This window comes from Mycobacterium sp. E2733, assembly GCF_001667585.1.
Lineage (GTDB): Bacteria > Actinomycetota > Actinomycetes > Mycobacteriales > Mycobacteriaceae > Mycobacterium.
The window spans coordinates 85,826-103,451 of the sequence record NZ_LZJZ01000092.1; the positions used below are offsets into that span (position 1 = coordinate 85,826).

The 17,626-nt window shown below is 68.5% G+C and carries 18 protein-coding genes; 12 read left to right on the forward strand and 6 right to left on the reverse strand.

What is annotated here, in order from left to right:
* Window positions 1-114 precede the first annotated feature (114 nt).
* Entirely contained in the window at window positions 115-750 is a 636-nt protein-coding gene (locus tag A5678_RS16740) for a TIGR03085 family metal-binding protein (RefSeq protein WP_068044267.1), read from the reverse strand.
* A 244-nt stretch (window positions 751-994) separates the two neighbouring features.
* On the opposite strand from A5678_RS16740, the gene A5678_RS16745 reads away from it, so the two are divergent.
* Genes A5678_RS16745 through A5678_RS16755 form a run of 3 tightly spaced genes read left to right on the forward strand, consistent with a single transcriptional unit; the run spans window position 995 to window position 4,132 of the window.
* Window positions 995-2,665, forward strand: coding sequence for a nitrite/sulfite reductase (locus A5678_RS16745; protein ID WP_068044269.1), 1,671 nt, complete (start codon window positions 995-997; stop codon window positions 2,663-2,665).
* Between the two features lie 16 nt (window positions 2,666-2,681).
* Complete coding sequence (locus A5678_RS16750; protein ID WP_068044272.1) at window positions 2,682-3,419, forward strand: phosphoadenylyl-sulfate reductase; 738 nt, start codon at window positions 2,682-2,684, stop codon at window positions 3,417-3,419.
* The gene (locus tag A5678_RS16755) at window positions 3,416-4,132 is read left to right on the forward strand and encodes a sirohydrochlorin chelatase (RefSeq protein ID WP_068044274.1); all 717 of its coding nucleotides are present in this window, start codon (window positions 3,416-3,418) and stop codon (window positions 4,130-4,132) included. Before A5678_RS16750 ends, A5678_RS16755 begins: the two co-directional genes overlap by 4 nt.
* Here the strand turns inward: A5678_RS16755 and A5678_RS16760 are convergent.
* A complete protein-coding gene (locus A5678_RS16760; RefSeq protein WP_068044276.1) occupies window positions 4,129-5,061 on the reverse strand; it encodes a LysR family transcriptional regulator in 933 nt (310 codons plus the stop codon). The two genes, A5678_RS16755 and A5678_RS16760, sit on opposite strands and share 4 nt — an antisense overlap.
* A gap of 104 nt (window positions 5,062-5,165) precedes the next feature.
* Here A5678_RS16760 and fdxA point away from each other — a divergent pair, with 104 nt between their 5' ends.
* From fdxA to A5678_RS16780, 4 genes are all read left to right on the forward strand, one after another.
* Window positions 5,166-5,492 (forward strand): ferredoxin, encoded by a 327-nt coding sequence (gene fdxA / locus A5678_RS16765; protein ID WP_068044382.1) that lies wholly within the window; start codon window positions 5,166-5,168, stop codon window positions 5,490-5,492.
* A gap of 109 nt (window positions 5,493-5,601) precedes the next feature.
* On the forward strand, window positions 5,602-6,432 hold the full coding sequence (locus A5678_RS16770; RefSeq protein ID WP_068044278.1) for a PE domain-containing protein: 831 nt from the start codon (window positions 5,602-5,604) through the stop codon (window positions 6,430-6,432).
* Between the two features lie 36 nt (window positions 6,433-6,468).
* Window positions 6,469-7,617, forward strand: a complete 1,149-nt coding sequence (locus A5678_RS16775; RefSeq protein ID WP_082945586.1) for a PPE family protein — start codon at window positions 6,469-6,471, stop codon at window positions 7,615-7,617.
* A gap of 29 nt (window positions 7,618-7,646) precedes the next feature.
* Complete coding sequence (locus A5678_RS16780) at window positions 7,647-8,921, forward strand: alpha/beta hydrolase (protein WP_068044282.1); 1,275 nt, start codon at window positions 7,647-7,649, stop codon at window positions 8,919-8,921.
* Here the strand turns inward: A5678_RS16780 and A5678_RS16785 are convergent.
* Entirely contained in the window at window positions 8,918-9,526 is a 609-nt protein-coding gene (locus A5678_RS16785; RefSeq protein ID WP_068044285.1) for a TetR/AcrR family transcriptional regulator, read from the reverse strand. The two genes, A5678_RS16780 and A5678_RS16785, sit on opposite strands and share 4 nt — an antisense overlap.
* Window positions 9,527-9,587: 61 nt before the next feature.
* Between A5678_RS16785 and A5678_RS16790 the strand changes: the two genes are divergently transcribed.
* Window positions 9,588-10,085, forward strand: coding sequence for a DUF1707 domain-containing protein (locus tag A5678_RS16790; protein ID WP_068044286.1), 498 nt, complete (start codon window positions 9,588-9,590; stop codon window positions 10,083-10,085).
* Here the strand turns inward: A5678_RS16790 and A5678_RS16795 are convergent.
* A complete protein-coding gene (locus tag A5678_RS16795) occupies window positions 10,072-10,524 on the reverse strand; it encodes a protease inhibitor I42 family protein (RefSeq protein ID WP_082945587.1) in 453 nt (150 codons plus the stop codon). The genes A5678_RS16790 and A5678_RS16795 overlap by 14 nt on opposite strands.
* A gap of 320 nt (window positions 10,525-10,844) precedes the next feature.
* On the opposite strand from A5678_RS16795, the gene A5678_RS16800 reads away from it, so the two are divergent.
* The 3 genes from A5678_RS16800 to A5678_RS16810 all read left to right on the forward strand — a co-directional run bounded on the left by A5678_RS16800 (window position 10,845) and on the right by A5678_RS16810 (window position 14,991).
* Window positions 10,845-12,437 carry a Na+/H+ antiporter gene (locus A5678_RS16800; RefSeq protein ID WP_068044287.1) on the forward strand — a complete coding sequence of 531 codons (1,593 nt, stop codon included), beginning with the start codon at window positions 10,845-10,847 and terminating at the stop codon, window positions 12,435-12,437.
* Window positions 12,438-12,470: 33 nt separating this feature from the next.
* Window positions 12,471-13,628 carry an AAA family ATPase gene (locus A5678_RS16805; protein WP_068044288.1) on the forward strand — a complete coding sequence of 386 codons (1,158 nt, stop codon included), beginning with the start codon at window positions 12,471-12,473 and terminating at the stop codon, window positions 13,626-13,628.
* Between the two features lie 217 nt (window positions 13,629-13,845).
* Window positions 13,846-14,991, forward strand: a complete 1,146-nt coding sequence (locus A5678_RS16810) for a glycosyltransferase (RefSeq protein WP_068044289.1) — start codon at window positions 13,846-13,848, stop codon at window positions 14,989-14,991.
* Here the strand turns inward: A5678_RS16810 and A5678_RS16815 are convergent.
* Both A5678_RS16815 and A5678_RS16820 read right to left on the reverse strand, forming a co-directional pair.
* Window positions 14,988-15,419, reverse strand: a complete 432-nt coding sequence (locus A5678_RS16815; protein WP_068044290.1) for a hypothetical protein — start codon at window positions 15,417-15,419, stop codon at window positions 14,988-14,990. The genes A5678_RS16810 and A5678_RS16815 overlap by 4 nt on opposite strands.
* Window positions 15,420-15,572: 153 nt before the next feature.
* A complete protein-coding gene (locus tag A5678_RS16820) occupies window positions 15,573-16,631 on the reverse strand; it encodes a hypothetical protein (RefSeq protein WP_068044291.1) in 1,059 nt (352 codons plus the stop codon).
* 139 nt (window positions 16,632-16,770) lie between these two features.
* Here A5678_RS16820 and A5678_RS16825 point away from each other — a divergent pair, with 139 nt between their 5' ends.
* The gene (locus A5678_RS16825; RefSeq protein ID WP_068044294.1) at window positions 16,771-17,625 is read left to right on the forward strand and encodes a sulfurtransferase; all 855 of its coding nucleotides are present in this window, start codon (window positions 16,771-16,773) and stop codon (window positions 17,623-17,625) included.
* The last annotated feature ends 1 nt before the right edge of the window (window position 17,626 follow it).

A 17,626-nucleotide genomic window follows, 5' to 3' on the forward strand; every position in this document is an offset into this window, starting at 1 on the left:
TGGTACGCCGCCGGTGCCGCGAGCACGTACGTCTTGGTTGTCGCTGGGAGGCGGGCACTTCGGGTGCCGCTCCTTCCGGAGGCTGCTGTGGCGCCTGTGACTTCGGCCACGAGCTCACATGCCGAAGTGGGTGCTACGCACCGCCGCAACGGCCTCGGGCGGCCCGCTCACCGCGACCACCGCCGCGCCTTGCCGGCCAAAGAGGTACAGCAGCAGCTCACCCGGTTGACCGCTGAGCAGTGCCGCCGGTGAACCCGGTCGCAGCGTCGCCCGCGAGCCGGCCCACTCCACGTCGAGCCCGCACCCGACAAGCCTCCGGCTCAGATAACGCCCGCCGCGGCATACGTTGCGCCATAACGCCGCGTCCATGTCGGACGCCAGAAAACGCGGCCCCAGTCCAAGGGCCCTGCGGACGTCCTCGTGGTGCACGAAGAACTCGTTGAGATTCGCCAGCGCGCGCACCCATCCGATGCGGAAGAGCCCGGCGGGCGGGCCAGAACGGATCCGGGCGACGAGCCACCCGAAATCATGCCGGGCCATCGCGACCCTGCGCCGCTCGGCGAACCGCTGGAAGGGGCCGGGCAGCACGAGACAAGGTCCTGCAAGGACATCCCGTTCCCGCAACACCAAATGGGCGGCGAGATCGCGAGCGGTCCAGCCGTCGATCAGCGTCGGAGCGGAGGGGCCGACCTCGGCGAGAAGATCACACAGCGCGGACCGCTCCCCGGCGTCTAGCGTCGGCCCAGGCACAACCGCAGGTTACTGCAATCACCATGCGCGCCAGACCAATAAACGTGAACGGGAGCACACAACGAACGGTTGTGCCCTCACAACAGCACGACCTCTACTCCCGCACGACTGATCCGGGCACTATGAAGCCATGAGACGTGGGCGCAACGGAGCGCCCGCGCTCACCTCTGACTGACAACATCATCGCGTCGATGCCGCGGCCAGCAGCCCTGCAGCCCCAAGCACCGCGAAGGAGCACAACACCATGACCACAGCAGCACGTCCCGCCAAGACCCGCAGCGAGGGTCAGTGGGCGCTGGGTGACCGCGAACCGCTGAACGACACCGAGAAGATCAAGAACGACGACGCGCCGCTGAACGTGCGCAACCGTATCGTCAACGTCTACGCCAACGAGGGCTTCGACAGCATCGACCACTCCGATCTGCGCGGGCGCTTCCGCTGGATGGGCCTGTATACGCAACGCGAACAGGGCTACGACGGCAGCTGGACTGGTGACGACAACACCGACAAGATCGAAGCCAAGTACTTCATGATGCGCGTCCGCACCGACGGCAAGGCGCTGACGGCGCACTCGATGCGCACGCTGGGGCAGATCTCGACCGAGTTCGCCCGCGACACCGCCGACATCAGCGACCGGGAAAACCTACAACTGCATTGGATCCGCATCGAGGACGTCCCCGAAATCTGGCGTCGGCTCGACTCCGTCGGCCTGCAGACGACCGAGGCGTGCGGCGACTGCCCGCGTGGCATCCACGGTTCGCCGCTGGCCGGCGACTCCCTCGACGAGGTGCTCGACCCGTCCCCCGCGATTGACGAGATCGTTCGGCGCTCCATGGGCAACCCCGAGTACGCGAACCTGCCGCGGAAGTACAAGACCGCGGTGTCGGGCCTGCAGGACGTCTCCCACGAGACCCACGACGTCGCGTTCGTCGGCGTCAACCACCCCGAACACGGGCCCGGCCTGGATCTCTGGGTGGGCGGCGGCCTGTCAACCAACCCGATGCTGGCCCAGCGGGTCGGGGTATGGATCCCCCTGGACGAGGTGCCCGACGTCTGGGAAGCCGTCACCCAGGTGTTCCGCGACTACGGCTACCGGCGGATGCGCGCCAAGGCGCGGCTGAAGTTCCTTATCAAGGACTGGGGCGTCCAAAAATTCCGCGAGGTCCTCGAAACCGAGTACCTGAATCGCCGGCTGATCGACGGCCCGGCCCCCGCGCCGGTCAAGCAGACCATTGACCACGTCGGCGTGCAGAGGATCAAGAACGGGCTCAACGCCATTGGTGTCGCGCCGATCGCCGGACGCGTCTCGGGCACCACGCTGTCGGCGGTGGCCGACCTGATGGAAAAGGTGGGCTCCGACCGGGCCCGGCTGACCCCGTTCCAGAAGCTGGTCATCCTCGACGTGCCCGACGAGAAGGTCGACGAGACGGTCGCCGCGCTGGACGCCCTCGGCCTGCCGTCGCGCCCCTCCTCGTGGCGCAAGAACACCATGGCCTGCACCGGCATCGAATTCTGCAAGCTGTCCTTCGCCGAAACCCGGGTGCGCACACAGACTTTGGTGCCCGAGCTGGAACAGCGCCTGGCCGACGTCAACTCGGAGCTCGACGTGCCGATCAGCGTCCACCTCAACGGCTGCCCCAACTCGTGCGCGCGAATTCAGGTCGCCGACATCGGCTTCAAGGGCCAGTGGATCGACGACGGCGAGGGCAATTCCGTCGAGGGCTTCCAGGTTCACCTGGGCGGCCGCCTGGGCGAGGCCAGCGGGTTCGGCCGAAAGCTGCGCCAGCACAAGGTGACCAGCGACGAGCTCGGCGACTACATCGACCGGGTGACCCGCAAGTTCCTCGAAGGCCGCGACGGCGGTGAGACCTTCGCGTCCTGGGCGCTGCGCGCCGACGAGGCCGACCTGCGATAGGAGTTGGGACCCCGCCATGGTGGCGATGAACTTCACCAAGGAGCAGCTGCGCGAGCTGGCCGAGCGCGGCGCGTCCGAGATGGAGGGCGCCGACGCGGTCGACATCCTGCGCTGGACCGACGAGCACTTCGGCGGCGTCGACGGCCCCCGCGGCTGGGCCAACTGCGAGTACGTGGTGGCCGCCAATATGCAAGACGCGGTGATGGTTTCGCTCGCCTCCGACGTGCGCCCGGGCGTGCCGGTGCTGTTCCTGGACACCGGCTACCACTTCGCCGAAACCATCGGCACCCGCGACGCCGTGGAGTCCGTCTACGACATCCACCTGCTCAACGTCGAACCCGAACACACCGTGGCCGAGCAGGACGAGCTGCTGGGCAAGGACCTGTTCGCCCGCGACCCCAACGAATGCTGCCGCCTGCGCAAGGTCCTCCCCCTGCGCCGCGCGCTGCGCGGTTACGCGGCGTGGGTCAGCGGCTTGCGCCGGGTGGAGGCCGCCACCCGTGCCAACGCCCCGCTGATCAGCTTCGACGAGTCGTTCGAGCTGATCAAGGTCAACCCCATCGCGGCCTGGACCGACGACGACGTCCAGGACTACATCGAACGCAACAATGTCCTTGTCAACCCGCTTGTCGGGGAGGGCTACCCGTCCATCGGCTGCGCCCCCTGCACCGCCAAGCCGGCCGCGGGTGACGATCCTCGCAGCGGGCGCTGGCGGGGACGAAACAAGATCGAATGTGGGTTGCACGCATCATGAGCACGCTCGTACTCACCGCCCACGGCAGCCGGGACCCACGGTCGGGCGCCAACGCGCAGGCCGTCGCCGACCGGCTGGCCGGCATGCGCCCCGGCCTCGACGTCCGGCTGGCGTTCCTGGAACTCAACGCGCCGAACTTCGCCGACGTCCTGGCCGGTTTGCCGGACAACCGCCGCGCGGTGGTCGCCCCGTTTCTGTTGGCCAGCGCGTACCACGCGCGCCTGGACATCCCCAAGCAGATCGCGAAAGCCGGGGCCCATGGGATCCGGCAGGCCGACGTGCTCGGCGAGGACGAGCGGCTGGTGTCGGTGCTGCGCGAACGCCTGGCCGGGGTCGGGGTTTCACCGCACGACGACGACCTCGGGGTGATGGTCGTCGCGATCGGCTCGTCCAACGCCGCAGCCAACGCACGCACGTCAAAGGTGGCGTCCCGGTTGGCCGTCGGCACCCGGTGGGCCGCAACCACGACGGCCTTCGCCACCCGGCCCGAGGCATCGGTCGACCGCGCCGCCGGCCACCTGCGCCGCCGCGGCGCGCGCCGTCTCGTCATCGCGCCGTGGTTCCTGGCGCCGGGACTGCTCACCGACGGCGTCTCAACGTACGCGCGGGACAACGACATTCCGATGGCCGCGCCGTTGGGCGCCCACCGGCTGGTGGCCGAGACCGTGCTCGACCGCTACGACGAGGCGCTGGAGTCCGACGCCGCGGCCTAACGGCTATTGATGTGGCTCAACAGATCTCGAACCGCCCCGGCCGGCGGCGTTCGCCCGCCCACCCAGATCGCGCGAAACTTGCGTCGTAGATCCAACTTCGGAATGGTGACCGCGCGCAGCCGCCCGACCGCCAGGTCGTCGGCCACCGCCAGCCGGCTCATGGCCGCCGGCCCCGCGCCGGCGAGCACGGCCGCCCGCATCGCCGCCGCCGACGTCAGCTCCAATACGGGTGGCGCCTGTTCCATGTCATCGCCCAGCACCCGACGCAGCGCCACGGTCAGCGAATCGCGGATGCCCGAATGGGGTTCGCGCGCAACCAGTGGCGTCTCCGCGAGTTCACGAGCGGTCACGCCCCGCGCCCGTCGCGTCCACTTGTGACCCGGCGGAACCACGATCACCAGTTCGTCCTGCCCCACTATGCAGGTGCCTAATCCCTTTGGTGTCCCGGGGTTTTCGACAAACCCGAGATCCACGCTGCCGTCGCGGACCGCGGCGATGGCGTGCTCGCTGTTGGTGGCGGTCAAACTCACCTGCGGGGCAGCGCCGCCGCGCCGCGCCGCCTCGGTCTGCAGGGACAGCAGCCAATGCGGCATCAGCTGTTCGGAGATCGTCTGGCTGGCCGCGACCCGGATCCGCTCGCGGCCCTCCTTGCGCAGCGATCCCATGCCCGCGTCGAGGTCGGTGGCGACCGCGAGCAACCGCCTCGCCCAGTCCGCCACGATCAGGCCCGCCGGCGTCAGCTGCGACCCCCGCGTCGTGCGCACCGCCAGCGTCACGCCGATCTGGGCCTCCATCGACGCGAGCCGCCGCGAGATGGCCTGCTGCGTCAGCCCGAGTTCGCGCGCGGCGCGGCCCAGGCTGCCGGTCTCGGCGATCGCCAAGAACACCTCGAACGAGGCGAGCTCGGGCATTCGGGGGCTGAGCGGCATGGCTGATCACATCACAATCAATTCGTGTGACACAACGATAGCTTGTGACTCCACAACTGCGGGACATCTACTCGGACCTGGTCGCGGCAAGAACCATTGAGTGCATGGCCTACGTGATCGCCGAGCCCTGCGTCGACATCAAAGACAAGGCTTGCATCGAGGAATGTCCCGTCGACTGCATTTACGAGGGTGCGCGGATGCTCTACATCCACCCCGACGAATGCGTCGACTGCGGCGCCTGTGAGCCGGTGTGCCCGGTCGAGTCCATCTACTACGAGGACGACCTGCCCGGCGAATACGGCGAGTACACCCAGATCAACGCCGACTTCTTCACCGAACTCGGCTCACCCGGCGGCGCGGCGAAGGTCGGGCTGACCGAGAACGATCCCGCTGCGGTCAAGAACCTCGAGAGCCGGGCCGAAACCACGTAATAAAGCGCGTTTCCGGCGCGCTCAAATCGGCGTCCAATGGAATTGGCGGCTTTAGCCGCCACCAGTCGGGGCATTCCAATATCCCGACCAATTCCATAAGGAGACACCGATGTCGTTTGTGATTGCGCAACCCGAGGCGTTGCTTTACGCGGCGGGCAAGCTCGAGGCCCTTGGCTCGGCATTGGCGGCCGAAAGTGCGGCCGCGGCGCCGGCCACGACCGCGATAGCACCCGCGGCCGCCGACGAGATATCGGCATTGCAGGCGGCGCTGTTCACCGCCTATGGCCAGCTCTACCAGTCGATCAACGCCCAGGCCGAGACGGTCCACCAACAATTCGTGAAAACCATGGCCACCAGCGCCGGCTCGTATCAAACCACCGAGGTCACTAACGCCGCGGCGACCGCGTCACCCTTCTCGGCCGCCCCGACCGTCCCCGGTGCGCCAAGCCCGGCCGCCGCGGCCGACCCGCCGCCGGGCAGCGGCCTGCTCAACATCGGCGATGTCGGGATCGGCAACTTCGGCTCGGCCACGTCTGACCTGCTGGGGATGGCAGGTGGGGGCCTGCTCGTCAGGCCCGACGCGGTAGGCCCGGTCGCGGCGGCCCCGTCCGCGGCGACCGCCCTGGCGTCGTCCAACGCGGGGGGTGCGACGGCGCCGACCGGTTTCGGCGCGACCCCGATGCTCGGTGGTGTCGGGCAGGCGGCCGCGGTCGGCCGGCTGTCGGTGCCGCCCAGCTGGGCCGCGGTCGCCGGCGCCCCGGCGGCAACCCCCACCGCGACACTGACCGGCGCGGGGTGGACCGCCGCGGCGCCCCACGGCCCATCGGTGACCACCCTGCCGGCCGGGGTGCCGTCGGTGGCCACGGCCACAAAGGCCGGTGGCCTGGGCGCGCCGCGCTACGGCGTCAAGCCCACCGTGATGGGGCGCCCGGCCGTCTAGAGAACCCCAGATTTTAGTCGAAAGGAGAGCAGGACAATGGATTTCGGAGCGCTACCCCCAGAAGTCAACTCGGCGCGCATGTACGCCGGTGCGGGCGCCGGACCGATGATGGCCGCCGCGGCAGCCTGGAACACTCTGGCCGCCGAATTGAGTACCACCGCGGCCGGCTACGAGTCGGTGATCTCCGAGCTGACCGGCGACCAGTGGATGGGTCCGGCGTCGGCGTCGGCGGCCACCGCGGTCCAGCCCTTTGTGAACTGGCTGAATACCACCGCCGCAGCCGCCGCGCACGCCGCCGCCCAGGCCACGGCGTCGGCGGCCGCCTATGAGGCGGCGTTCGCGATGACGGTTCCGCCCCCGGTGATCGCGGCCAACAGAGCCCAGCTGGCGGCGCTGGTCGCCACCAACGTGCTTGGCCAGAACACCCCGGCGATCATGGCCACCGAGGCGCAGTACTCGGCGATGTGGGCCCAAGACGCCGCCGCCATGTACGGCTATGCGGCCGCGTCGGCGGCCGCCGGCAAGCTGAGCCCGCTGACCCCGCCGACACCGACGACCAGCCCGGGCGGAATCGCCCGCCAGGCCGCCGTGGTGTCCGGGGCCGGTGCCGCCACCAACACGCAGGCCGGGCTCATGCAGACGGTCAACACGTTCCAGAACACCGTGGCGGGGTTCGCCGCCCCGAGTCTCGCGGCCGACCCTCCCGCCGCCACACCCTTCTTCCAACTCCCCATCGTGCAAAACACCATCAACGGCGCGATCAACACCACGGCCTGGTGGACCATGAACACCATCCCGAACTCGGTGTTGCTGTCCCACACCATGAACGGCGCCCCGTCGGTCATGCTCGGCAGCGCCGGCCCCTTCGTCGGACCCATGCTGGCGGGGTCGGTGACGCCGGCCGGCTCCGCCGGCATCGGCGGGACGCCCGTTCTGGCGGGCTTGGGCAGGGCTTCCACGGTCGGCGGGCTGTCGGTCCCGGCCACTTGGTCGGCGTCCGCCCCGGCGATGAGCTCCAGCGCGCCGGCGTTGGCAGGCTCGGGCTGGGCGGTGGCGCCCGACGAGGGGGTTACCGCGGTGCCGGCCGGCATGCCGGCGATGGCCACGGCCGGAAAGGGTTTCGGCTTCAATACGCCGCGGTACGGGGTCAAGCCCACAGTGATGCCCAAGACCGTGTTCGCATGAGTCGCGGCGCGCCTCGTTAAGGTGAGCGGATGCGGACAGCTCGAATCATCCATGTCATCCGGCAGATAGGGTCGCTCGTGGTCACCGCGGTGACCGCGGTGTCCACGCTCAACGCCTACCGGCCGTTGGCGCGCAGCGGCTACCTATCGCTGTTCTCGTGGATGTTCGGGCTGGTCGTCACCGAGCTGCCGCTGCAGACCTTGGTCAGCCAGCTCGGCGGCCTGGCGTTGACGGCTCGCCGCCTGACGCGGCCGGTGCGAATCGCCGCGTGGGCGGTGGCGGCCGTGTCGGCGATGGGCTTGCTCAATTTCAGCCGGGCCGGCCACAAGGCCAACGTGCCGCTGAGCCAAGCGCTGGACGACGGCCTAGGCGCCTCTCGCCGCACCGAGTCGGGGGAGCTCTGGCGCCGGCCCGCCGGCGGCGGAACCGCCAAGACGCCGGGGCTGCTGCGGATGATGCGCATTCATCGCGATTACGCCCACGACTCGAACATCAGCTACGGCGAATTCGGCAGCGCCAACCACCTCGACATCTGGCGCCGTCCCGACCTCGACCCAATCGGCAAGGCGCCGGTGCTCTTTCAGATCCCGGGGGGCGCCTGGACGACGGGAAACAAACGCGGACAAGCCCATCCACTGATGAGCCACCTCGCAGAGCTGGGCTGGATCTGTGTGGCGATCAACTACCGGCACAGTCCGCGCAACACCTGGCCCGACCACATCATCGACGTCAAGCGCGCCCTGGCGTGGGCCAAGGCGCACATCGCCGAGTACGGCGGCGACCCCGAATTCATTGCCATCACCGGCGGTTCGGCCGGTGGCCACCTCTCGTCGCTGGCCGCGCTCACCCCCAATGATCCGCAGTTCCAGCCCGGCTTCGAGGACGCCGACACCAGAGTGCAGGCGGCCGTGCCGTTCTACGGGGTCTACGACTTCACCCGGTTCAACGACGCGATGCACCCGATGATGCCGGCCCTCCTCGTCAAATCGGTTGTCAAGCAACGGCCTTCGACGAACATGCAGCCGTTCATCACCGCGTCACCGGTCAACCACGTTTCCGCCGACGCTCCCCCGTTCTTCGTCTTGCACGGCCGCAACGACTCGCTGGTCCCAGTCGAGCAGGCGCGTGGATTCGTCGAGCGGCTGCGGCAGGTGAGCAACCAACCGGTCGTGTACGCCGAGTTGCCGTTCACTCAGCACGCTTTCGACATCTTCGGTTCGGCGCGCGCGGCGCACACCGCGGTTGCCGTCGAGCAGTTCCTGGCCGAGATCTACGCGACGCGGCGTCAGGCCAACGTGGCCTAACCGCCGAGCATTTGGGCCACGACGCCGGCGATGATGGCCTCAGGGTCCTGCTCGATGCCGACGCTGCGCAGGTCGCCACCGATCGCGAGCGCCGCGACGCCGTGCACCAGCGACCACAGCGGCGCGGCGAGTTCGCGCGGGTCGCGACCAGCGACGATGCCCGCCTCCTGGCACGTCAGGATCGCGTCGAGCAGATCGCCGAACGCCTGCTCGCCCGCGACGGCGAGATCGGGATGGTCGGCCTTTGAGAGCTCGGCGCCGAACATCACCCGGTAGTGATCCGGGTGCGCGACGGCCCAGCGCACATACGCGCGGCCGAGTTCGACGACCCGGTCCTTCGGATCCGTCGCGGCGTCGGCGGCCGCGCCGAGTTCGGCGTGGAGGTCGCGAAAGCCCTGTTCGGCCACGGTCGCAAGGAGCGCGGCCTTGTCGGCGAAATGCCGGTACGGGGCGGCGGCGCTGACGCCGGCGCGCCGCGCCGCCTCGGTCAGCGTGAACCCCTTCGGCCCCTTCTCGGCCACCAGCGACAGAGCGGCGCTGCTGAGGGCGCGCTTGAGATCGCCATGGTGGTAGCTGTCCCGACGCGCCTTTCGCTCACGTGCCATGTTGACGACATTAACATCGAGGACTATGTTAAAGCCATTCACATCTTTGGAGGGGGATGGAATGGACCAGCAACTCATGACCCCCCGCGCCGGCGACCGCGACCGGGAAAGGGCGGCAGAACGCCTCGGGCAAGCATTCGCGCAGGGCTACCTGCAACTGGACGAGTACGAGCAACGGGTGCAGGCCGTGTTCGGCACGCACACCACCGAGGAGCTCACCCAGCTTCTCGCCGACCTGCCGCTCGAGCGGATCCGGCGCGCGGACCCTCGCCGCCGCGCCGCCCGCATCGAGGCCGCCCGCCGCGGCGTGCGCCTGCACCTCGCCGCCTACCTCGCGATGACCGTCATCGTGCTCGCCGTGTGGGCGGCCGTCGCCGCGACCACCGACGCCACGTACTTCTGGCCGATATGGCCCATCCTCGGCGCCGGGATCGGACTCGTCAGCCACGCCCTGGGCATTCGCCCCGCCGGGAGATATGGAAAGCCTTGTGCCGCAGGCTATGTCTTAGGACGCACGCCCGCCGCCACGGCTTTGCCGCCGCGGTTTACTGCACCGTGATGTCGGCCGTGTAGGTGCACGCCGGTTTGGAATCCTTATCGACGAAGCTGGTGTAGGACGTGCCGATCGTCGTGGTCCCCGGCCTCAACGCGGTGAACTTCCACACCTCGGTGCCCGGCGCCCCCAACGCATCGGAACTCGGCGGTACGAACTCGTGACTGCTTTGCTTCAGGATCCCCGGATCGCCGACCTTCATTTCCGGCGCCCACCGGTACGGGGTGGTGTAGTTCGACCCCAACTTCACGATCAGCGTGGTGCCGACCGCCAGGGTCATGCTCTGCTTGATGGCGTCTTGGGTGAGCACGTCTTTCATCGGCACCTGGAGAACCTGGGTCGACGGCGGGTTCCTGGAGGCGAAGTGGCAGCCCACCAACATCGGCGAAACGAGCATCGCGATGGTCACCAAGAGCCTGATCTTCCCGACAGTCATCGAGCCCATTATGGCCTGACGCGCTGTCGGCGTGCGGCGGCCCGGCACCCCAGCCCCGGACGCAAATCGAGGCGCGCAGCCGGCACCGGGTGCTGCTGCGACGGCTGCGATTGCTGCTGCGAGTGCGACGACTGCTGTTGCGACTGCACTTGAGGGTGGGGGCCCCGAACCCTCAGGCATTTCACGACTCTCGAAATTGATATCACGGGCGCTATCGAATTTGAGGGTCACGTAATGCCCCGCAGACGGGGCTGAAGTGACATCTGTGACAAAGCCCTCCCCCCAAGCCCCGATCGGCGCCAAGCGCGCATGTCCGGCAGGATGGGCTGGTGTTTGGCCTCGTCCTGATCGTTGCGCTCGTCTCCACCGTCATCGTCGGGACGGTCCTCGGCCGGCGCTACCGCGTCGGTCCCCCGGTGCTGCTGATCGTGCTCGGCACGCTGCTGGGCCTGATCCCCAGTTTCGCCCACGTGCACGTCAACGGCGAGGTCGTGCTGCTGCTGTTCCTGCCGGCGATCCTCTACTGGGAGGGCCTGAACACCAGCTTCCGGGAGATCCGGGCGAACGCGCGCATCATCGTGTTCCTCAGCGTCGCGTTGGTGATCGCGACGGCGGTCGCGGTGTCGTGGACCGCGCGGGCACTGGGCATGGACTCCCACGCGGCGGCCGTGTTGGGCGCCGTGCTGTCCCCGACCGACGCCGCCGCCGTGGCCGGCCTGGCCAAGAGGTTGCCACGGCGATCGGTCACCGTGCTCAAGGCTGAGAGTCTCATCAACGACGGCACGGCCTTGGTCCTGTTCGCCGTCACGGTCCACGTCGCGATCGGTGGAGCCCAAATCACCCCGATCGACCTGGTTGGCCGTTTCATCGGTTCCTACCTCGGCGGCATCGCCGCCGGACTCCTGGTCGGCGGAGCGGTCACGCTGCTGCGCAAGAGACTTGACGCGCCCCAAGAGGAAGGGGCGCTGAGCCTACTGACGCCGTTTGCGGCGTTCTTGTTGGCGCAGAGCATGGACTGCAGCGGGGTGGTCGCGGTCATGGTCGCGGCACTAATGCTCGCCTACGCCGGACCGGTGGTAATTCGCGCGCGATCCCGCCTGCAGGCCTACGCGTTCTGGGACAGCGCGACCTTCCTGCTCAACGGCTCATTGTGGGTCTTCGTCGGCGTCCAGATACCCGGAGCACTGCGCGGCATAGCCGGCGTGGACGGCGGGATTCGTCACGCGTTGTTCATCGCGCTCGCGGTGACCGCGGTGGTGATTCTGTCGCGCATCTTCTGGGGCGAGATCACCGTCCTGCTGATCCGGCTGATCGATCGTCGCGAGGCGCAGCGAGAACGCCGGGTCAGCTGGCGTCAGCGTTTCGTCACCGCCTGGGCGGGATTCCGCGGGGCCGTGTCGCTTGCGGCGGCGCTGGCCGTCCCGACGACCACGCTCAGCGGCGCGCCATTCCCCGACCGCAGCCTGCTCATCTTCGTCGTGGTCGTCGTCATCCTCGTGACGGTCCTCGTCCAGGGCACGACGCTGCCGGCCGTGGTGCGCTGGGCGAAGATGCCCGAAGACGCGGCCCACGCCGAGGAATTGCAATTGGCTCGCACCCGTGGCGCTCGAGCCGCCCTCGACGCACTGCCGACGGTTGCCGACGAGGTCGGCATCAGCGACGACCTACGCCGGCGGCTGCAGAAGGAATACGAAGAGAAGGCCGCGCTGGCCCTCGCCACCGAAAACGACTCGACGAACAGCCACCTCGTCAAGAAGAAGGATCTCGTTCGTCGGGTGCGGCTGGGCATGCTCGAGCGCAAGCGCCGCGAGATCACCGCGCTGCGCAACGAGAACCTCATCGACGACATCGTCCTGCGCGAGCTGCAGAACGAGATGGACCTCGAGGAAGTCCAACTGCTCGACGCAGCCGAGAACGAATAGGGCCCGTCGGTCTTCGACCGTACAGTCGGCTCCATGTTGCAGACGGTGGCGATCCGCGGCTACCGCTCGCTGCGTGAGGTGATCCTGCCGCTGGGTGGGCTGTCGCTGGTCACCGGCGCCAACGGCGCCGGCAAGTCCTCGCTGTACCGCGCGTTGCGGTTGCTGGCCGATTGCGGCCGCGGCGAGGTGATCGCCTCGCTTGCCCGCGAGGGCGGGTTGCAGTCGGCGCTGTGGGCCGGACCCGAGGAGCTGGAGGACGCCCGCCGGACGGGGAAGGTCGAGGGCACCGTGCGCACCCGGCCGGTATCCCTCGAATTGGGCTTCGCCTCAGACGATTTCGGATATCTTGTCGACCTCGGCATGCCGCAGATGGCTGGGCCCAACTCGGCCTTTAACCGCGATCCCGAGATCAAGCGGGAAGCGTTGTTCGCCGGGCCGGTGCTGCGGCCCAGCGCGACGTTGGTGCGCCGGACCCGAGATTTCGCGGAGGTGAGCGCGGACTCGGGCCGCGGGTTCGACGAGTTGTCCCGCTCGTTGCCCACCTACCGCAGCGTGCTGGCCGAGTACGCCCACCCGCACGCGCTGCCCGAGCTCGCGGCCGTGCGCGAGCGGCTGCGCGGGTGGCGGTTCTACGACGGCTTCCGCGTCGACGCGGGGGCACCGGCCCGGCACCCGCAGGTGGGAACGCGCACCCCGGTGCTGTCCGATGACGGCAGCGATTTGGCCGCCGCGATCCAGACGATCATCGAGGCGGGTTTCGACGACCTCAGCCGCGCCGTAGCCGACGCCTTAGACGGCGCCACGGTTTCGGTCGCCGCTCATGACGGGCTCTTCGACCTGCAGCTGCGGCAGCGCGGCATGCTGCGGCCGCTCCGCTCGGCGGAATTGTCCGATGGCACACTGCGATTCCTGCTGTGGGCCGCCGCATTGTCGAGCCCGCAGCCGCCGTCGCTGATGGTGCTCAACGAACCGGAGACCTCGCTGCATCCCGACCTGGTGCGGCCGCTCGCGGGCCTGATCCGCACTGCCGCCGCGCGGACGCAGGTCGTGGTGGTCACCCATTCCCGTGCGCTGCTGCAAGCCACCGGCGACGACACAGTCGAGATCGAGCTGTACAAGGAATGGGGCGAGACGCGCGTGGCCGGTCAGGGGCTGCTGACCACGCCGCCGTGGGACTGGGGCAAGCGCTAGATTCGCGCTCAGCGTCCCCCGCTTTGAGTGTGCGCTCATGGCGGCGTTTCTCGGCGTGTCACCGCCCTGGGCGCACACTCGGTCGCCGACCGGATCAACAAAGCCGAAGGCCCCAAGGCCGACTGAACATGGCCGGTCCGGCGGAATTCATAGACTGTTCAGGCCAGCGCCAAGTCCACATTGTTGAATGCACACGCACACCGCGTGTCCTCACGTTATGCGCGTTGTACAGGTCGCCAATTTCTATGGCCCTCGCTCCGGCGGCCTTCGTACCGCGGTGGACCGGCTGGGGGCCGAATATTGTGCCGGCGGGCACGAGGTCTTCCTGATCGTTCCCGGTCAGCGTGCCGAGCGCAGCCGGCTGCACACCGGCGTGGTGCGAATCACGCTGCCCGCCCGGTTGATTCCCCTCACCGGCGGCTACCGCGCGGTGCTGCCGGGACCGGTCAAGGCGCTGCTGGAGGCGTTACGGCCGGACGCGCTCGAGGTCTCCGACCGCCTCACATTGCGGTCACTGGGCCGGTGGGGCCGCGACCATGGCGCCACGACGGTCATGATCTCCCACGAGCGGCTGGATCGGCTTGTGGGACAGATTCTTCCGCGCCGCGCCGCGGTGAGGTTCGCCGATCTGGCCAACGCGCGGACCGCGGCCGATTACGACACGGTGGTGTGCACCACCGGTTTCGCGCGTGAGGAATTCGACCGCATCGGCGCGATGAACACCGTGACCGTCCCGCTGGGCGTGGATCTGAGAACGTTCCACCCGCGGAAGCACTCGTACCTGGTGCGGCGGCGCTGGGCCACCCCGACACAGCTGCTGGTGGTCCACTGCGGCCGGCTGTCGGTGGAAAAGCGGGTCGACCGCAGCATCGACGCGATCGGCGAGCTGCGCCACGCCGGCGTCGATGCCCGGCTCGTCATCGTGGGTGAGGGCCCGCTGCGGGCCAGGCTGGAGCGACAGGCCGCCCGGCTGCCGGTGGACTTCACCGGCTTCGTCTCCGATCGGCACACGGTGGCCGGGCTGCTGGCCTCGGCCGACGTGACGCTGGCACCCGGGCCGCACGAGACCTTCGGGCTCGCCGCTCTGGAGTCGCTGGCCTGCGGGACACCGGCCGTGGTCTCGCGCACCTCGGCGTTGACCGAGATCATCACCTCGGACAGCGGCGCTTCGGCGGACAACCACCCGGCCGCCATCGCGCGGGCGGTCAGCGCCGTCACCAGCCGTCCCGAGCACCACCGTCGCGTCTCCGCCCGACGTCGCGCCGAGGACTTCACCTGGCACCGGGCGGCGGCGGGCATGCTGGCCACGTTGGGGGCGCCCGCCTTGGACGTGGACCCTGGGGACGCCGAGCACACTGCTTAGTCGCTTTCGGGCCGCTCGGGCTTCCAGCCGACATACGTCAAGTACAGCCCGGCGGACGCGAGGCAGGCGAACAAGACCCAGATCGCTACGGACATACCCGAGGTGTAGATCGCGTCACCGGCCGCGTCGTAGGCCCGGGGCACCGTCAACAACAGCAGCCCGCGAATCACAAAGAACCAGCCCACGCCCGACACAATGACGGCCGCGAGGCTGCGCCAATACTGGTGAAACGCGATGATGAAAATTCCGCCCATCAACAGGAGCGCCCCATAAAGCCAGGGCCACATGGGATTTGCCTTGAACTCGGTGAACAGCTCACGCATGTATGAGCCGCGCACCGCCACCGTGATGGGCACGATCGTGAGGTACGGGCCGAGCACACGGGCGAACATGCGGGTGCGGGTCTGCGATTGCTCGGGAGTGCTCATTGGCCGTTGAACTCCTTAAAAGTCGGAGGCCGCCCACGATCCGGGTGGGTACGGCGGAACCGTGGCGGTGAAGGCGCCGTCGGTACCGCCGTCGCGATAGCCAACGCGACCGCCATACAACCGGTCACACCTTGCCGCGCCACGATGCCTCGCTTACCCATGAGACTTTCCGGCAATCGGGTACGCATCCGCGCCGACGACGATGTCCAGCGCGCTGAGAATGCCAGGGTGCGCCGCACAGACGGCAGGAATCGCATTGAGCACACGGGCAGCGGTGGCGGCTGAACCAGGCAAGTCTCCGCCGTTGAGTGCGAAATCAACCTGTACCGGGGGATTACCATCGATCATGATTCGGCTCAGCCGGCGAGTAGCGCTGCCGGCCGCAATCGCCGGCTGCCAGTCTTCGACCGGTTCGTCCGGCATCGACCAGATCGACGAGAACTGCACGCGCGGCTCGCCGTCGACGATGCCCTCGAATCGCATGCGCACACTGGCGACCGTGCCGGGCGAGATCTCCCCCGCGTCTAAGCTGTAGTGGCGTTCCGCAGGTGCGACGTCCCGCCGCTCCCTGATGTCGTCGATGGTCCAGCCGAGGCCCTGCGCCAGGAGGCGTAACGCCGGGGCGATGTGGCCGATCATCGCTCCGGGACGGTACATCTCGGCATCTTCTTCCGGTGTGCGCCCGAAGCCGAACATCGCGAAGAACCCCGGAACTCGATACGCACCGCAGGGAATGCGTTCCTGAATGGACACTTTCATCGGCGACGCGCTCATGCTCGCCGCGTGCACGGCAAGGATGTCGCTGGTGAAACCGGGTGCAATGCCCGTCGCGAATAAGGAGCTGTTGCCATCCCGGCACGCCGCTTCGAGCTTCCTGCGCGCAACATCATCGAGCGAGGCGGGATGGAACAGCGCCAAAAACGACGGTGTGACAACGTTCTTCCCACTTGCCAGAATTTTGCACAGTTGGTCAACGACGTCGTTGGCGTCGCGACCGGCGACCGCGGCGAAGTAGGTGACGCAGTCGGCATCAGGGACAAGGAAATCGTCCAAGCTGTCGAGAGCCTCGACACCGGCCGGAGACTCTCCGACAAGATCGCCGGAATCCCGACCCACCTTGTCGCGGCTGTGAACGAGGTGCCCGACCAATTGGAACCGTGGCGATCGAAGAATCTGTCGCAAGGCGATGGAACCGGTGTAGCCGGTACCCACGTGTGCTACCCGAAGTCTCTCGCCCACTGCGACTCCCGTTGGCTCAGTCGTACGTCAGGAGATTACGCCGCCGTTTGCTGATGAGGAACGTGTTCGAGCGGCCGCTAGGCTCGGTGCAAACGATCAGGGAGGCTAATCGGTGAAATCCCGAGACCAGGTGTTGATCACCGTCACGGAGTTGGCTGACCTCATCGAGGCCGGCGATCCGGTGAGCATCCTCGACGTCCGGTGGCGGCTCGATGAGCCGGACGGGCGGCCGGCGTACCTGGCCGGGCACATACCGGCCTCGGTGTATGCGTCCCTCGAGGACGAACTCAGCGATCACGCGATCGCCGGACGCGGTCGTCACCCGCTGCCGTCGGGAAGCGATCTGCAGCTCGCGGCCCGCCGCTGGGGAATCCGGGAGGACGTGCCGGTCGTGGTCTATGACGACTGGAACCGTGCCGGTTCGGCGCGCGCCTGGTGGGTGTTGACGGCGGCCGGCCTGCCCAACGTCCGCATCCTCGACGGCGGCCTGGCCGCCTGGCGAGCGGCCGGACGCGGCCTGGAAACGGGGCAGGTGACACCGCAGCCCGGCAATGTGACTGTGCCGCATGATGATCTGTACGCCGGAAGCCGACCCACCCTGACGGCCGAGCAAGCCGGCGACGGCGACGTGACGCTGCTCGACGCGCGGGCGCCCGAACGCTTCCGCGGCGAGGTCGAACCGCTCGATCCCGCCGCCGGGCACATCCCCGGCGCCACGAACCTGCCCAGCACCGCCGTCCTGGCCGCCGACGGCACGTTCGTCGGCGAACAGGTGCTCAATCAAGTCCTGGCCGAACGCGGCGTCGATCACGGCGGCCCGCTCGCCGCCTACTGCGGCTCGGGCGTGACCGCCAGCGTCACGGTCGCCGCGCTCGCGGCGCTGGGTCGCGAGGCGGCGCTGTTTCCGGGGTCCTGGTCCGAGTGGTGTTCGGACCCGGCCCGCGCGGTCGCCCGCGGCCCCGAGTAGC

Bases quoted from the DNA above. Each gene is read 5' to 3' on its own strand.
- A5678_RS16745 (WP_068044269.1), top strand. From the start codon at position 995: ATGACCACAGCAGCACGTCCCGCCAAGACCCGCAGCGAGGGTCAGTGG.
- A5678_RS16750 (WP_068044272.1), top strand. From the start codon at position 2,682: ATGGTGGCGATGAACTTCACCAAGGAGCAGCTGCGCGAGCTGGCCGAG.
- A5678_RS16755 (WP_068044274.1), top strand. From the start codon at position 3,416: ATGAGCACGCTCGTACTCACCGCCCACGGCAGCCGGGACCCACGGTCG.
- A5678_RS16760 (WP_068044276.1), bottom strand. From the start codon at position 5,061: ATGCCGCTCAGCCCCCGAATGCCCGAGCTCGCCTCGTTCGAGGTGTTC.
- fdxA (WP_068044382.1), top strand. From the start codon at position 5,166: ATGGCCTACGTGATCGCCGAGCCCTGCGTCGACATCAAAGACAAGGCT.
- A5678_RS16770 (WP_068044278.1), top strand. From the start codon at position 5,602: ATGTCGTTTGTGATTGCGCAACCCGAGGCGTTGCTTTACGCGGCGGGC.
- A5678_RS16775 (WP_082945586.1), top strand. From the start codon at position 6,469: ATGGATTTCGGAGCGCTACCCCCAGAAGTCAACTCGGCGCGCATGTAC.
- A5678_RS16780 (WP_068044282.1), top strand. From the start codon at position 7,647: ATGCGGACAGCTCGAATCATCCATGTCATCCGGCAGATAGGGTCGCTC.
- A5678_RS16785 (WP_068044285.1), bottom strand. From the start codon at position 9,526: ATGGCACGTGAGCGAAAGGCGCGTCGGGACAGCTACCACCATGGCGAT.
- A5678_RS16790 (WP_068044286.1), top strand. From the start codon at position 9,588: ATGGACCAGCAACTCATGACCCCCCGCGCCGGCGACCGCGACCGGGAA.
- A5678_RS16795 (WP_082945587.1), bottom strand. From the start codon at position 10,524: ATGGGCTCGATGACTGTCGGGAAGATCAGGCTCTTGGTGACCATCGCG.
- A5678_RS16805 (WP_068044288.1), top strand. From the start codon at position 12,471: ATGTTGCAGACGGTGGCGATCCGCGGCTACCGCTCGCTGCGTGAGGTG.
- A5678_RS16810 (WP_068044289.1), top strand. From the start codon at position 13,846: ATGCGCGTTGTACAGGTCGCCAATTTCTATGGCCCTCGCTCCGGCGGC.
- A5678_RS16815 (WP_068044290.1), bottom strand. From the start codon at position 15,419: ATGAGCACTCCCGAGCAATCGCAGACCCGCACCCGCATGTTCGCCCGT.